Here is a 14146-nt window from a genome sequence, read left to right as displayed (position 1 = left end):
CTGTTGCAGGCACGGAAAGGAAAATAATTATGGAATTGATCAAAAAGAACATACAAGACCTTATCCCGGCAGCCTATAATCCGAGAAAGGATTTGCAGCCGGGCGATCCGGAGTACGAAAAGCTGAAATGCTCGCTGGATGAGTTCGGCTACATCGATCCGGTCATCTGGAACAAGCGCACCGGCAACGTGGTCGGCGGGCACCAGCGCCTGAAGGTGCTCCAGCAGGAGGGCATCTCGGAAATTGACTGCGTCGTCATCGACATGGACACCGAAAAGGAAAAAGCCCTAAACATCGCCCTTAATAAAATCAGCGGCGATTGGGATACGGATAAATTAGCCCTACTCATTACCGACCTGCAGGGCAGCGACTTTGATGTATCGCTTACCGGGTTTGATCCGGCGGAACTGGACGACCTGTTCAAGGACGATATAAAGGATGGTGTACACGATGATGACTTTGATGTGGATGCCGAACTCAAAAAGCCGGTATTTTCCAAGGCAGGTGATATGTGGCAGTTGGGAATCCATCGCCTGCTCTGCGGCGACAGCACCCAGCCGGAAACATACCAGCGATTGCTGCAGGGAACACCGGTCAATCTGGTGGTCACCGATCCGCCATATAATGTCAACTACGAAGGCCGGGCCGGAAAAATCAAGAACGACCATCTGCAGAATGACAAATTCTATGAGTTTCTGCTCGCTGCCTTCACCTGCATGCACACCGTCATGGCAGACGATGCCAGTATCTATGTATTCCACGCCGACACCGAGGGACTTAACTTTAGAAAAGCCTTCTCGGATGCCGGTTTTTATTTGTCCGGCTGCTGCATCTGGAAGAAGCAGTCGCTGGTGCTGGGACGCTCTCCCTACCAGTGGCAGCACGAGCCGGTGCTTTATGGTTGGAAGAAGAAAGGAAAGCACGAATGGTACACCGGACGGAAGGAATCCACTATCTGGGAGTTCGATAAGCCGAAAAAGAATACGGACCATCCCACCATGAAACCGATCCCGCTTTTAGCCTATCCTATTTTGAATTCCAGCATGACCGGTTGCACCGTACTGGATCCATTCGGCGGCAGCGGCTCAACGCTGCTGGCTTGCGAGCAGACGAAACGACGCTGCTATATGATAGAACTCGATGAAAAGTTCTGTGATGTGATCGTGAAACGTTACATTGAGCAGGTCGGCTCGGACGAACGGGTAACTGTGACACGGAACGGGAAAACGTATACCTATACTGAAATGGAGGCAACATAATGCGTGTATTTATCAACCCCGGGCATGACCGGGAACGGGACAGCGGCGCGGTGAACCCAAACACCGGACTGCGGGAATGTGATGTGGCTGCTACGATTGGCAGTCTCGTCCAAACATATTTGGAGACGGCAGGCTGCGAGGTGCAGCTCCTACAAAGTGATAATCTGGCTGGGGAAACACCGGATCTGCCCTGCGTGGTGGATACGGCAAACGCCTGGCCTGCCGATGTATTCGTCAGTTTGCATTGCAATGCCGACAGCGGCTGCGCCCGCGGTACGGAAACGCTGGTCTATACTAACGACAGCGGCTCGTCCCCGCAGCTTGCCGCCTGCATCCAGTCGCAGATCGTGCAAAGTCTTGACACGGTGGATCGCGGCCTGAAGGAACGGCCCAACCTCATCGTGTTGAAGGACACCACGATGCCCGCCGTCTTAGTAGAAACAGCTTTTATTGATAACGAGGATGATGCCGCGCTGCTTACGAATAACGCGGATGATTTCGCCCGGGCCATTGCCCGCGGCATAACAGATTTTGAAGGGAGATAGAAAAAATGGATATTGAAACGATTAAAAATGAAATTAAGGAACATATTTTGGATTCGGTGCAGGAGGATGCCAAGAACGCCACTATTTCCTGGCTCCATACAACGGTGCTTCCGGCAGTAAAGGAAGTAGCAGATGCCTACACAGTAGCCTTGCAGGAATCCGCTGGCAAGGAAACCGGTTGGAACAAGTTCCGTGACCAATGCTTCCTGCCGACACTCATTGACGGTGGCCTGTGGCTGACCGGAAAGCTGCTCGGCAAAATGGCGACAGTACAAGAATAGTACGTGTAATTTATGGTACAAACCCCTTGCTATAATTGCCGGTTAGAGTGATATATGTACATGATAAAAAACGAAAGGGGTTTACTACCATGAAAATTTTGTACCATGCACAAGGAAAAACACGCAAGGAACTGGCCGATGCCATCAGCACCATTACCGGAGCCGCTAAAATGTATCAGGGGATTCCCAGCTACGCCTACGAAATTGATTGTTTTACTGTTGACCGCGACGGCAATCTTAATTTTGATGACATGATTGACAGAAAGGAAATCGAGGATTTGCTTGAAAAACTCGACAGCATGGGATTCCATGCAGAACCAGCCGAACCAATAGTGAAAGAACCTGACGATTCGGCGTCTAAGCAGGAGAATATAGACGACTTGGTGATTGCCATGCCGCGCTCCTTCTTCACCGATACGGCACTGGAAAACCTAAAGAAACTGATCCAGGCTAAGAGCAATCTTATGCTAAAAGTTTTTCAAATCGATGTGCTGCGCATGCAGGTAACGGAAGATAAAGTGTTATTCCCTTGGTTCACCGGCTGCCTGGATGCCGATACGGTCAAAGCCTACACCCATTTCATTACGGCGCTCTGCCATCTGGCAAAGAAGCAGAAAAGGGTACTGGCAACGGAACACCCATCCATCAACGAGAAATACGACTTCCGCTGCTTCCTGCTGCGGCTTGGCTTTATCGGTACGAAATACAAGGACGAACGGAAGCTGCTCCTGCAGCACCTTTCCGGTTCCTCGGCCTTTAAAAACGGCAGAAAGGAACATAATGATGAAATATCCGAATAAGGAACGATTGGAGCAACTGCGCAGTGCATATCCTGCCGGAACGCGGATTGTACTGCTGCAAATGGATGATGCCCAGGCTCCACCGAATGGCACAAAAGGAACGGTTGTCGGTGTGGATGACACCGGCAGCCTGCTGGTGCATTGGGACAACGGCAGCACGTTGAACGTGCTGTACGGCATAGACCGCTGCCTTAAAATCAGAAAGAAATAATCACACAATATCATAATTTGTACACCAAGACTGCCAACCTCGGCGGTTTTTTTTGTTGCCGCAAAGGAGGTGATGCTGTTTGCGAACGTTGAAACGCTACCGATCCACGAAATTCAAGGCCAAAGATTCCAAATACAACAAGACCATGGCGGACTATGCCGTGTCTTTTATCGAATGTCTCTGCCACACCAAGGGAACCTGGGCTGGGAAGCCGTTTGAACTAATCGACTGGCAGGAGCAGATTATCCGTGATGTGTTCGGCATCTTAAAGCCGAACGGCTACCGGCAGTTCAATACCGCCTACATCGAGATTCCCAAGAAGCAGGGCAAGTCGGAACTGGCGGCAGCGGTAGCCTTGCTTTTATGCTGCGGTGACGGGGAGCAACGTGCCGAAGTGTATGGCTGTGCCGCCGACCGCCAGCAGGCATCCATTGTCTTTGAAGTGGCGGCGGATATGGTGCGGATGTGTCCGGCCTTATCCAAACGGGTGAAGCTCCTGGCTTCACAGAAACGGATCATTTACCTTCCCACGCACAGCTTTTATCAGGTATTATCCGCCGATGCCTACAGCAAGCACGGTTTTAACGTAAGCGGCGTGATTTTCGATGAGCTGCACACGCAGCCGAACCGGAAGCTGTTTGATGTTATGACCAAAGGCTCCGGCGATGCCAGAACGCAGCCGTTGTATTTCCTTATTACGACAGCCGGAACGGACACCCATTCCATTTGCTATGAAACCCACCAAAAGGCACTGGATATTATCGCAGGCCGTAAGATTGATGCCACCTTCTATCCGGTGATATACGGGGCCAAGGATACCGACGACTGGACGGATGTGAAGGTGTGGAAGAAAGCCAATCCCTCGCTCGGCATTACGGTCGGTATAGACAAAGTTAAGGCGGCCTGCGAGTCTGCCAGACAGAATCCTGCTGAGGAGAATGCATTTAGACAACTGCGTCTGAACCAATGGGTCAAGCAGGCAATCCGCTGGATGCCGATGGACAAGTGGGATGCCTGTGCCTTCCCCGTACAGCCGGACGAATTAAAAGGACGCGTCTGCTACGGCGGACTGGACTTATCCTCCACAACGGATATTACAGCTTTTGTGCTGGTGTTTCCGCCGCAGGATGAAGCAGACAACTATGTCGTGCTTCCCTACTTCTGGATACCGGAGGAAAACGTGTCCCTTCGCGTCCGGCGGGACCATGTCCCCTATGACGTATGGCAGAAACAGGGATTCCTGCACACGACGGAAGGAAACGTCGTCCACTACGGCTACATCGAAAAGTTTATCGAAACGATGGGCGAACAGTACAACATCCGCGAGATCGCCTTCGACCGCTGGGGCGCGGTACAGATGGTGCAGAATCTCGAGGGTATGGGATTTACCGTCGTCCCGTTCGGACAGGGGTTCAAAGATATGAGTCCTCCCACCAAGGAACTGATGAAGCTGACGCTGGAAAAAAAGATCGCCCACGGCGGCCATCCAGTACTGCGCTGGATGATGGACAATATCTTCATCAAATCCGATCCGGCAGGCAATATCAAGCCGGATAAAGAGAAATCCACCGAAAAGATCGACGGTGTCGTGGCTACGGTCATGGCACTCGACCGTGCCATCCGCTGCGGCAACGACAACAGCGAAAGTGTATATGACCAAAGGGGGTTATTGATTTTATGAGTATATTCCAACGTATATGGGGCAAAAAGTCACGCGATAAGCCGAAAAACTACCTGTCTACGGCCTTTACGTTTCTGTTCGGTCCGACCTCCTCCGGCAACGTGGTGACGGAACGGACGGCCATGCAGACAACGGCGGTCTATGCCTGCGTCCGGATGTTGTCAGAGGCTATCGCCGGACTGCCGCTTAATCTATACCGTTATACACCGGATGGCGGCAGGGAAAAGACCATCAATCATCCGCTGTATAGGTTGCTTCATGATGCCCCCAATCCGGAGATGACGAGCTTTATCTTCCGGGAAACGCTCATGAGTCATCTTCTCTTGTGGGGCAATGCCTATGCACAGATCATCCGGAACGGCACCGGGCAACCGATTGCACTGTACCCGCTGCTTCCCAGCAAAATGGATGTCAGCCGGGCCGCAAACGGTCAGCTTATCTATACCTACTCCAAGGACTCGGACGAGTTCGGTGCGGATAACCGCTGCCAGCAGATTGTCCTGTCGCAGGATGAGGTGCTGCATGTTCCGGGACTTGGGTTTGACGGACTCATCGGCTACAGCCCAATTGCCATGGCCAAGAATGCCATCGGTATGTCGCTGGCAGCCGAGCAGTACGGCGCATTATTCTTCGCCAATGGTGCTACACCGGGCGGTATCCTAGAACATCCGGGCATCGTGAAGGATCCGGTCAAGCTGCGGGAAAGCTGGCATGCCCAATTTTCCGGCACGAACCGGCACAATGTAGCCGTGTTGGAGGAAGGCATGACCTTCCAGCAGCTATCCATCCCGCCGGATCAGGCGCAGTTCCTTGAAACACGAAAGTTCCAGATTGACGAGATCGCCCGTATCTTCCGGGTGCCGCCGCATATGGTCGGGGATCTGGAAAAATCCATCTTCTCCAATATCGAGCAGCAGTCGCTGGAATTTGTCAAATATACCTTGAATCCCTGGTGCGTCCGCTGGGAGCAGACCATGAACCAGCAGTTGGTGCTGCCGTCGGAACGCTCGCAGGTCTTTACGAAATTTAATGTGGACGGTCTGCTGCGCGGCGACTACCAGAGCCGCATGAACGGGTATGCCATCGGCAGGCAGAACGGCTGGCTCTCCGCCAACGACATCCGGGAGCTTGAGGATATGAACCGCATCCCTACCGAACAGGGCGGCGATACGTATCTGGTCAACGGTAATATGCTGCCGCTGGATCAGGCAGGAAAATTTTATACCGAAAGCGAGGGAAAAAACAAATGAAGAAATTCTGGAACTGGAATACCGACAATGATGCCGGACGCATCCTTACCATTGACGGTACCATTGCCGAGGAAAGCTGGTTCGATGACGAGATAACGCCGAAGCTGTTTAAAAACGAGCTGGCATCCGGGAAGGGCAATGTCACCTTGTGGCTGAATTCGCCCGGCGGCGACTGCGTAGCAGCCAGCCAGATCTATGCCATGCTGATGGATTATGCCGGGCAGGTCCATGTCAATATCGACGGGATTGCGGCTTCGGCTGCCTCCGTGATTGCTATGGCAGGCACAACCGTCAATATGGCACCGACCGCACTGATGATGATCCACAATCCGTTCACGATCGCCATGGGCGACACCGATGAAATGGAACGAGCCATCGCTATGCTGTCAGAGGTAAAGGAATCCATTATCAATGCGTATGAATTAAAGACCGGACTCTCCCGCACCCAGTTATCCCATCTGATGGATGCCGAGACCTGGATGAATGCGGGAAAAGCAATCGAACTCGGCTTTGCCGACAGCATTTTGACTGATAGTGATAGCAAACAAATGCATGATGCTGCCAGTATGGGAAGTTATTCTTTTTCCCGGCGGCAGGTCACCAATGCGTTGTTGAACAAAGCCATCGCCAAGAAATCAAGGATAAAAACAGAGTCACATATATCCGTAGCGTCGCTGCAGCGGCGACTGTCGCTCTTAACACATTAAATGGAGGTACCAATATGAGTAAACTATTAGAACTGCAGGAAAAACGTGCTAATATCTGGGAGCAGGCCAAGGCATTCCTGGATGAAAAACAGGCAGCCGGTGACACGCTTTCCACCGAAGATGCCGCCACCTATGACAAGATGGAAGCCGATGTCATGGCGCTGGGCAAGGAAATCGACCGACTGAAAACGCAGGCTGCCATTGATCTTGAATTAAGCAGGCCGGCTTCAACCGCTATTGTGAACAAGCCTGCAAAACAGGATGTAACTAAGCATGGCAGGTTCAGCGACGCCTATGCACCCGCCTTTTGGGACAGCATGCGCGGCAAGTCCCGTCCGGAAATCCGCAACACCTTAAAGGAAGGGGCCGATCCACAGGGCGGCTACCTCGTACCGGACGAATTCGAACGAACGCTGATCCAGATGCTGGCCGAGGAAAATGTGCTGCGCTCTTTGTCTCATGTGATCCAGACCGCCAGCGGCGACCATAAGATTCCGGTTGTTGCCAGCGAGGGAACTGCTGCATGGACGGATGAAGAAGCAGCCTACACTGAAAGCAACACCACCTTCGGCCAGGTATCCATCGGGGCGCATAAGCTGGGTACGCTCGTCAAGGTATCCGAAGAACTGTTGAACGATTCTGCCTTCGACCTGGAAGGATACATGGCGCAGGAGTTCGCCAGAAGGCTGGGCAATGCCGAAGAAGAAGCCTTCCTCACCGGCACCGGAACGGATCGTCCGTCCGGCATTCTCGTCGATACTGTTGGTGCTTCGGATGGCTCGACTGCCGCCTCTGCTACGGCGATTACCTTTGATGATTTGATTGAGTTGTACTATTCGCTCCGCGAACCGTACCGCAAATCGGCTACATTGCTGCTGCATGAAAGCACCGTAAAGGCCATCCGGAAGCTGAAGGATACGCAGGGCCAGTATATCTGGCAGCCTTCCGTCAGTGCCGATGTGCCGGATAAGATTCTGAACTGCCCTGTCGTCACCAGCCGGTATATGCCGCAGATGGCAGCCGATGCCAAGACGGTGCTGTTCGGTGATTTCTCCTACTACTGGATTGCCGACAGGCAGGGCCGCACCTTTAAGCGTTTGAACGAATTATACGCGGTTACTGGTCAGGTCGGTTTTCTCGGCTCTCAGCGCGTCGATGCCAAGATCGTATTACCGGAAGCCATCAAGACGCTCAAACAGGCCAGCAAATAACAGAAGGAAGGTGGCAGCATGGCAGTAACACGGGACGAAGCTAAATTATACCTGCGTATTGATAACGATGTAGAGGATGCCTTGATCGACAGTCTGATTCAGTCCTCCACGACGACGGTAGAAAATGTACTGCGCCATCCGCTGAGCGACTACACGACACTGCCGGAGGACATCAAGACGGCCATTCTGTATGGTGTGGCTTATCTGTATGAGAACCGGGATACGGCGGACTTCGATGCCATGATCAAGCTCATGAGGGCCATGCTGTTTTCCTATCGGGATGAGGTGTTCTGATGGATATCGGGGAAATGAAGCAGCGGATTGAGTTTATGGTGGAGGAGAATGTCTCTGATGGGCAGGGCGGGTATGATACCACGCTGGTCAGCAAGGGCAGTACCTGGGCCAAGGTAACCAATATCCACGGCGGGGAGTATTTTTTTGCCGCAGCCGTCCATCTGGAAAAGGATGTGTCATTTGTTATCCGATACCGCTCGGATATCTCGAAAAAATGGAACATTAAGTTCCGCGGGCAGAAGTATAACATCCAGTTTATCGATAATGTGAAATACGGGGACCAGTATCTGGAAATCAAGGCTACCCTGGCGGGGTGATGCGAATGACATGGAATGAAATACGAATCGGGTGTGCGGTGATCGGTGCCTGGCTGGGATGGTTCATCGGCGGCTTTGACAATCTGCTCTATGCCCTGCTGACATTCGTCTGTCTGGATTATGTTACCGGTGTATTATGTGCCTGCCGGGAACGGCAGCTATCCAGTGAGATCGGCTTTATGGGCATCTGCCGGAAGGTGCTTCTTTTTGTGCTCGTCGGTGTGGCCCATACGCTGGATGAGACAATGCTCGGTTCCGGCAGCGCCTTGCGGACTGCCACCATCTTGTTCTATCTGTCCAACGAGGGACTTTCCATTGTGGAAAATGCCGCACGGATTGGACTTCCCATACCGGATCGGCTGCAGGAAGCATTGAAGCAACTGCGAAAATAAACAAACGCATGTAGGGATTCATCACGGATGCATTCGCAATACTGGTCCTTCCAGTGTGTTACGAACTGCCACCATCTTGTTCTACTTGTCCAACAAGGGGCTTTCCACTGTGGAAAATGTTGTACGGATGGGACTTCCCATACCGGATCGACTGCAGGAAGCATTGAAGCAATTACGAAAATAAAATAAGAATATATACCATGGACCTGCTGGAGTCTCATCACTCTGGCAGGTCTTTTTTTTATGTCTTGGGTTCGAATAGCAGCTTATTTCATCGACTACAGATATAAGGGCTAACAAAATAGGTTTACTTTCCCCTATTTCATGGCCTATCTGTAAGGAGATGATTTGCCATGAACGAACAACTAAGCAACCATACACTCGAAGCAAATAAGCTACAAGCCGAAGCAAGGTCAATATCACAGGAACAACTGCAGCACGAAGTCGATTATGTCCGTGCCCAACACATACTGCAGTCCCTATTCCATAAAGGCCTGCTTTCTGCTAATGAATTTTCCAAAATAACGGCAGTAAACCGAAAAACATTTTCACCGGTATTAGCAGCCATATTGCCCCCTATTCCTTGATATATCCGGCATATAGAGGTACTATGTCACACTACAAGGAGGTGAAAATCCATGAAAACGGTGACAAAAATCGGAGGCCAGCTTGTATTTCCTACGCAAAAACATAAGCTGCGGGTAGCAGCCTATTGCCGGGTATCCACTGATAGTGAGGAGCAATTAGTCAGCCTTGCCACACAACGAAAGCACTATGAAGCCTACATTACGGCAAATCCGGACTGGGAGTTTGCCGGTATTTATTATGATGAAGGTATTACCGGCACGAAAAAAGAAAAGCGCCCAGCCCTACTCCACCTGATAGACGATTGCGAGCATAAAAAAATAGACTTCATTGTGACAAAGTCTATCAGCCGATTTGCCCGCAATACCACCGATTGTCTGGAACTGGTACGTAAATTACTGGAGCTTACCGTTTATATTTATTTTGAAAAGGAAAACCTAAATACCGGATCGATGGAAAGCGAGCTCATGCTATCGATTCTAAGCGGCCTAGCGGAAAATGAATCGGTATCGATTGCCGAAAACAGCACCTGGTCCATACAGCGTCGTTTCCAAAATGGCACCTTTAAACTTGCTTACGCCCCATATGGGTATGATGTAATAGAGGGAAAATTGGTGCTGCAGCCTGAACAGGCTACGATTGTAAAAGCTATGTTTGATCAAACACTCGCCGGTATTGGCACGGATGCCATTGCCAAGGAATTAAATGCAAAGGAAATTCCGGCTAAACGCGGTACCCATTGGACTTCAACAACCATTCGTGGCATATTGAAAAATGAGAATTACACTGGGGATGCTATTTTCCAGAAAACCTATACCGATTCACATTTTAATCGTCATCATAACCATGGTGAGAAAGATAAATACCGGGTGAAACACCACCACGAAGCTATCATCACCAAAGACATGTTTGAAGCGGCCCAGCAGGTCATCCGACAGCGTGGCAAAGAAAAAGGTGCGCTGCCACAGAATAAAAAGTATCAGAACCGTTATCCATTTTCCGGTATCATTCGATGCCAACAATGTGGCGCCACCTTCAAACGGCGGATCCAAGGCGGTCGCAATTCCTATGTAGCTTGGTGCTGCGCCACCCATGTAGCAGATGCCACAAAATGTTCGTTAAAATACATCAAAGAAACGGCACTGGAATATGCTTTTGTTACGATGATGAATAAGCTCATCTTTGGTCATGCCTTTGTTTTAAAACCGCTTCTTGCTAGTTTGCGTACCCTCCATTCGGACGACAGCATCACCGTCATTCAAGATCTAGACACAAAGCTGGCGGAAAATGCCGAGCATCAAAAAACACTGGCGTACCTGCTGGCGAAAAAATATCTAGAGCCTGCGATGTACCAGAAAGGAAATAACGAACTGCTGCAGGAAGCTGAACAATGGCAGCATCAAAAGGATTCCCTTGTGGATTTTTTGAGTGACGATAATAAAACAGTACACGAAACGAGAAAATTACTACAGTATACTTGTAAGGCGAAAATGCTAACGGGCTTTGATGGGGCAATATTCCAGCAATTTGTAGAACAAATTCTGGTCTACTCTCGAACAGAAATCGGCTTTAAGTTAAAATGCGGCATTACGCTACGGGAAAGGCTGGTATAAGTGATGAGCCATACACCGTTTGGGTACCGGATTAAAAATGGCAAAGCAATAGTGGATGTGGAGGAAGCCAAAAAAATACGAGTGCTGTTCCAAACCTATCTTGCCGGAGCTGCACTGACTACGGCAGCGAAAGAAGCAACAATTCACGTTTCCCACAGTGGCATCCGCCATATCCTGCAAACGACGCACTATATCGGGGATGATTATTATCCGGCCATTATTGATGCCGATACGTTTACTGCTGCACAAAAGGAAATCACCAGCCGGGCCAAAAAGCTGGGACGTATCCGGGAACCTAAAAAGGTATCCCCGGTCCTATACCCCACCACCTTCTCCCTTGCATAAAAAACGCAGACCTATACTGATCCGTTTCAGCAAGCCGAATATGCATACAGTTTAATAGAAAGTGAGGAATCCATACATGGAATTACAGACGCGGAATGTCACAATCATTCCGGCACGAACATATCTACACCGAAACCATACTGAAGAAAAGCCAAAATGCCGTGTGGCTGCTTATTGCCGGGTTTCTACCGACAGTGACGAGCAGGCCACCAGTTATGAAACACAAATTGAACACTACACCACCTACATCCACAATCACCCAGATTGGAAACTGGCTGGAATCTATGCTGATGATGGGATATCCGGTACCAATACTAAAAAGCGGGATGAATTCAACCGCATGATCGAAGATTGCATGGCAGGTACGATTGATATGATTATTACCAAATCCATCAGCCGGTTTGCCCGGAACACGCTGGACTGCCTGAAATATATCCGGCAGTTAAAGGACAAACACATTCCCGTCTTTTTCGAAAAAGAAAATATTAATACGATGGACTCTAAAGGCGAAGTGCTGCTTACTATTATGGCATCCCTAGCCCAACAGGAAAGCCAGTCTCTCAGCCAGAATGTGAAGCTGGGCCTGCAGTACCGCTACCAACGGGGCGAAGTACAAATCAACTGCAATCATTTTCTCGGGTATGCCAAGGATGAAAATAAACGCATGGTCGTAGTTCCGGAAGAAGCAGAAATTGTAAAACGCATTTACCGGGAATACCTTGAAGGTGCCAGTATGCTAAAAATCGCCCGCAACTTGACAGCGGACGGGTTGAAAAACGGTGCCGGCCACACCAAATGGCGGGACAGTAATATCAGACAGATTTTGCAGAATGAAAAATATATGGGTGATGCCCTCTTGCAGAAAACCTATACGGTGGATTTTCTTACCAAAAAGCGCGTCAAGAATACTGGCATCATGCCACAGTATTATGTAAAAGATAACCATGAAGCCATTATCCCCCGCGACATTTTTCTGCAGGTACAGGAAGAAATGGTACGGCGAAGTTCTATTCACTTGAAAAACGGCAGGAAGTTGACCTATAGCAGCAACCATTGTTTTTCCCAACGGATACGCTGCGGTAAATGCGGCGAGATATTCCGCCGGATACACTGGAACAACCGAGGAAAGAAATCTATTGTCTGGCGCTGCGTCAATCGAGTAGACCATACTGATAAATGCGATGCCCGCACCATATCTGAATCTGCACTCGAGCAGGTCTGCCTAACGGCCATTAATCAGGTACTATGCGAGAAGAAGGATTTTCTTACCATGTTGCAGCATAATATTGAAACCGTTCTCAGCCATAACAATGATGAAACGCTAGCAGCTATCGATACCCGCCTGGAAGAACTGCAAACACAGCTTGTAAAACTGGCAAGTTCCAAGGCTGGTTACGACGATGTTGCCGAAGAAATCTACCACCTGCGCGAACAAAAACAACAGACACTGGCGAAAAGTGCTAATCAGGATGAAATCCGCTGCCGCATAGAGGCTATGGCTACATTCCTAAAAACAACATCCACTGCCATCACCCAGTTCGATGAGCACCTCGTCCGGCAGTTAATTGAAACCATTACGGTGTTTGAGGATAGCTGTACCGTAGAATTCAAATCAGGTGTGACAGTGGATGTAAACTAAGAACATCTTAGCTCCGTAATCATATGACGAATAACCTTATTACGTAATTTACAAGTAATAGGGTTAATTTTTTGACATTGCTGGTCTAGATGCATTGCTTCATTATATATAATACTAAGTAAAAAATGTACCTCCGGAATATCAGCACCATTTTCTTTTGCAAATGTAAGCTTCTCCCTTGTTGTATTTGTTAATAAAAAATTTCTTTGTTGTTCTGGTAATAACTGTTTATAAGCATTTTTTTCAATATAAATTCGTAATCCACAACAAACTAAAATTGGATCATAATCTTCATCATTTTGATAATGTTCTAATTCTTCTAATGATTTTTGTCGAAATCCTTCTGGTGTATGTAAAGGAGATTCAACACCCAGAGATCGCAAATACTGTATTTCAGACGTATTACTAGTTGAGTAATGTAGATAGTTTGAAGAAATGTTATTATAAATTTCTCGATTTTCACTTTGACATTTTTTTCTATCTTTAAGTAAATTATTGATTTTATATTTATTCCGTATTGTTGTAGTTTGATCCAAATAAACAACATGCTTTATTGAAAAACTATATGTATTAAAAAACATAGGATCTAGATGGGTTAAAATAATTAAAAACAGTTCTTTTTCACATGTTTTGAAGTAGTTAATAAATTTGACAAGAAAATATTGGGCTGCAATCAAATTTGCATCATCTAAATAATCAAATATTTCATCAATCATAAGTATAGCTTTATTTTTTCGTAATAATTTATTGCGAACTTCAAATAGTTTTCCTATAAAACATAATACATCACGTTCACCATTAGAGATTTGATTTGCCTTTGGAAATTCTATTAAAAGTTTTCCCGCTTTTTGTGACGTTCTAATATTTTTCCATGTGCAATTAAAAAATTCAAGTAACTCATCAATTTTCTCTTTATCGGAGAGAAATTTATAGTAATTTATTATATGTGGAAGTGTCTGTTTGTTTTTGTCATATATGTATAGTAATTGAATAACATTAGCCAATTTTTTGAGTGT

The 14146-nt window shown here is 48.3% G+C and carries 18 protein-coding genes; 17 read left to right on the top strand and 1 reads right to left on the bottom strand.

From position 1 onward, the window contains the following. Positions 1–29 precede the first annotated feature (29 nt). From M3200_RS03240 to M3200_RS03160, 17 genes are all read left to right on the top strand, one after another. On the top strand, positions 30–1259 hold the full coding sequence (locus M3200_RS03240) for a site-specific DNA-methyltransferase (RefSeq protein ID WP_022382103.1): 1230 nt from the start codon (positions 30–32) through the stop codon (positions 1257–1259). Beyond that, a complete protein-coding gene (locus tag M3200_RS03235) occupies positions 1259–1804 on the top strand; it encodes an N-acetylmuramoyl-L-alanine amidase family protein (protein WP_022382102.1) in 546 nt (181 codons plus the stop codon). The genes M3200_RS03240 and M3200_RS03235 overlap by 1 nt, the downstream gene beginning before the upstream one ends. A gap of 5 nt (positions 1805–1809) precedes the next feature. Then, entirely contained in the window at positions 1810–2085 is a 276-nt protein-coding gene (locus M3200_RS03230) for a hypothetical protein (RefSeq protein WP_022382101.1), read from the top strand. A gap of 89 nt (positions 2086–2174) precedes the next feature. After that, positions 2175–2885 (top strand): hypothetical protein, encoded by a 711-nt coding sequence (locus M3200_RS03225; protein ID WP_022382100.1) that lies wholly within the window; start codon positions 2175–2177, stop codon positions 2883–2885. Beyond that, on the top strand, positions 2866–3096 hold the full coding sequence (locus M3200_RS03220; protein WP_022382099.1) for a DUF4314 domain-containing protein: 231 nt from the start codon (positions 2866–2868) through the stop codon (positions 3094–3096). Before M3200_RS03225 ends, M3200_RS03220 begins: the two co-directional genes overlap by 20 nt. Positions 3097–3175: 79 nt before the next feature. Beyond that, the gene (locus M3200_RS03215; RefSeq protein WP_022382098.1) at positions 3176–4777 is read left to right on the top strand and encodes a terminase large subunit; all 1602 of its coding nucleotides are present in this window, start codon (positions 3176–3178) and stop codon (positions 4775–4777) included. Then, a complete protein-coding gene (locus tag M3200_RS03210) occupies positions 4774–6027 on the top strand; it encodes a phage portal protein (protein WP_022382097.1) in 1254 nt (417 codons plus the stop codon). The genes M3200_RS03215 and M3200_RS03210 overlap by 4 nt, the downstream gene beginning before the upstream one ends. Next, complete coding sequence (locus M3200_RS03205) at positions 6024–6734, top strand: head maturation protease, ClpP-related (RefSeq protein ID WP_022382096.1); 711 nt, start codon at positions 6024–6026, stop codon at positions 6732–6734. Before M3200_RS03210 ends, M3200_RS03205 begins: the two co-directional genes overlap by 4 nt. Positions 6735–6748: 14 nt before the next feature. Continuing rightward, positions 6749–7945 carry a phage major capsid protein gene (locus M3200_RS03200; RefSeq protein ID WP_022382095.1) on the top strand — a complete coding sequence of 399 codons (1197 nt, stop codon included), beginning with the start codon at positions 6749–6751 and terminating at the stop codon, positions 7943–7945. A gap of 18 nt (positions 7946–7963) precedes the next feature. Then, complete coding sequence (locus M3200_RS03195; RefSeq protein WP_022382094.1) at positions 7964–8239, top strand: head-tail connector protein; 276 nt, start codon at positions 7964–7966, stop codon at positions 8237–8239. After that, positions 8239–8556 (top strand): phage head closure protein, encoded by a 318-nt coding sequence (locus M3200_RS03190; protein WP_022382093.1) that lies wholly within the window; start codon positions 8239–8241, stop codon positions 8554–8556. The genes M3200_RS03195 and M3200_RS03190 overlap by 1 nt, the downstream gene beginning before the upstream one ends. A gap of 5 nt (positions 8557–8561) precedes the next feature. Continuing rightward, positions 8562–8948: a phage holin family protein gene (locus tag M3200_RS03185; protein ID WP_022382092.1), complete on the top strand. Its 387-nt coding sequence runs from the start codon at positions 8562–8564 to the stop codon at positions 8946–8948. Positions 8949–9003: 55 nt separating this feature from the next. Beyond that, the gene (locus tag M3200_RS03180; RefSeq protein WP_288178106.1) at positions 9004–9132 is read left to right on the top strand and encodes a phage holin family protein; all 129 of its coding nucleotides are present in this window, start codon (positions 9004–9006) and stop codon (positions 9130–9132) included. 169 nt (positions 9133–9301) lie between these two features. Continuing rightward, positions 9302–9535 carry an SHOCT domain-containing protein gene (locus M3200_RS03175; protein ID WP_022382091.1) on the top strand — a complete coding sequence of 78 codons (234 nt, stop codon included), beginning with the start codon at positions 9302–9304 and terminating at the stop codon, positions 9533–9535. A gap of 51 nt (positions 9536–9586) precedes the next feature. Continuing rightward, complete coding sequence (locus M3200_RS03170; RefSeq protein ID WP_022382090.1) at positions 9587–11146, top strand: recombinase family protein; 1560 nt, start codon at positions 9587–9589, stop codon at positions 11144–11146. A gap of 3 nt (positions 11147–11149) precedes the next feature. Continuing rightward, complete coding sequence (locus M3200_RS03165; RefSeq protein ID WP_022382089.1) at positions 11150–11491, top strand: recombinase family protein; 342 nt, start codon at positions 11150–11152, stop codon at positions 11489–11491. 76 nt (positions 11492–11567) lie between these two features. Continuing rightward, positions 11568–13130, top strand: coding sequence for a recombinase family protein (locus M3200_RS03160; RefSeq protein ID WP_022382088.1), 1563 nt, complete (start codon positions 11568–11570; stop codon positions 13128–13130). Here M3200_RS03160 and M3200_RS03155 read toward each other — a convergent pair. Beyond that, a partial coding sequence (locus M3200_RS03155) for a hypothetical protein (protein ID WP_288178105.1) occupies positions 13127–14146 on the bottom strand: 1020 nt, incomplete at its 5' end. The two genes, M3200_RS03160 and M3200_RS03155, sit on opposite strands and share 4 nt — an antisense overlap.

The organism is Dialister sp. CAG:357 (assembly GCF_000435155.1).
GTDB lineage: Bacteria > Bacillota > Negativicutes > Veillonellales > Dialisteraceae > Dialister > Dialister hominis.
This window is presented reverse-complemented; position numbering and strand designations above follow the sequence as displayed.

Excerpts from the sequence above, each read along its gene's own strand:
- M3200_RS03240 (WP_022382103.1), top strand. The coding sequence starts at position 30 with ATGGAATTGATCAAAAAGAACATACAAGACCTTATCCCGGCAGCCTAT.
- M3200_RS03235 (WP_022382102.1), top strand. The coding sequence starts at position 1,259 with ATGCGTGTATTTATCAACCCCGGGCATGACCGGGAACGGGACAGCGGC.
- M3200_RS03230 (WP_022382101.1), top strand. The coding sequence starts at position 1,810 with ATGGATATTGAAACGATTAAAAATGAAATTAAGGAACATATTTTGGAT.
- M3200_RS03225 (WP_022382100.1), top strand. The coding sequence starts at position 2,175 with ATGAAAATTTTGTACCATGCACAAGGAAAAACACGCAAGGAACTGGCC.
- M3200_RS03220 (WP_022382099.1), top strand. The coding sequence starts at position 2,866 with ATGATGAAATATCCGAATAAGGAACGATTGGAGCAACTGCGCAGTGCA.
- M3200_RS03210 (WP_022382097.1), top strand. The coding sequence starts at position 4,774 with ATGAGTATATTCCAACGTATATGGGGCAAAAAGTCACGCGATAAGCCG.
- M3200_RS03205 (WP_022382096.1), top strand. The coding sequence starts at position 6,024 with ATGAAGAAATTCTGGAACTGGAATACCGACAATGATGCCGGACGCATC.
- M3200_RS03200 (WP_022382095.1), top strand. The coding sequence starts at position 6,749 with ATGAGTAAACTATTAGAACTGCAGGAAAAACGTGCTAATATCTGGGAG.
- M3200_RS03195 (WP_022382094.1), top strand. The coding sequence starts at position 7,964 with ATGGCAGTAACACGGGACGAAGCTAAATTATACCTGCGTATTGATAAC.
- M3200_RS03190 (WP_022382093.1), top strand. The coding sequence starts at position 8,239 with ATGGATATCGGGGAAATGAAGCAGCGGATTGAGTTTATGGTGGAGGAG.
- M3200_RS03185 (WP_022382092.1), top strand. The coding sequence starts at position 8,562 with ATGACATGGAATGAAATACGAATCGGGTGTGCGGTGATCGGTGCCTGG.
- M3200_RS03175 (WP_022382091.1), top strand. The coding sequence starts at position 9,302 with ATGAACGAACAACTAAGCAACCATACACTCGAAGCAAATAAGCTACAA.
- M3200_RS03170 (WP_022382090.1), top strand. The coding sequence starts at position 9,587 with ATGAAAACGGTGACAAAAATCGGAGGCCAGCTTGTATTTCCTACGCAA.
- M3200_RS03165 (WP_022382089.1), top strand. The coding sequence starts at position 11,150 with ATGAGCCATACACCGTTTGGGTACCGGATTAAAAATGGCAAAGCAATA.
- M3200_RS03160 (WP_022382088.1), top strand. The coding sequence starts at position 11,568 with ATGGAATTACAGACGCGGAATGTCACAATCATTCCGGCACGAACATAT.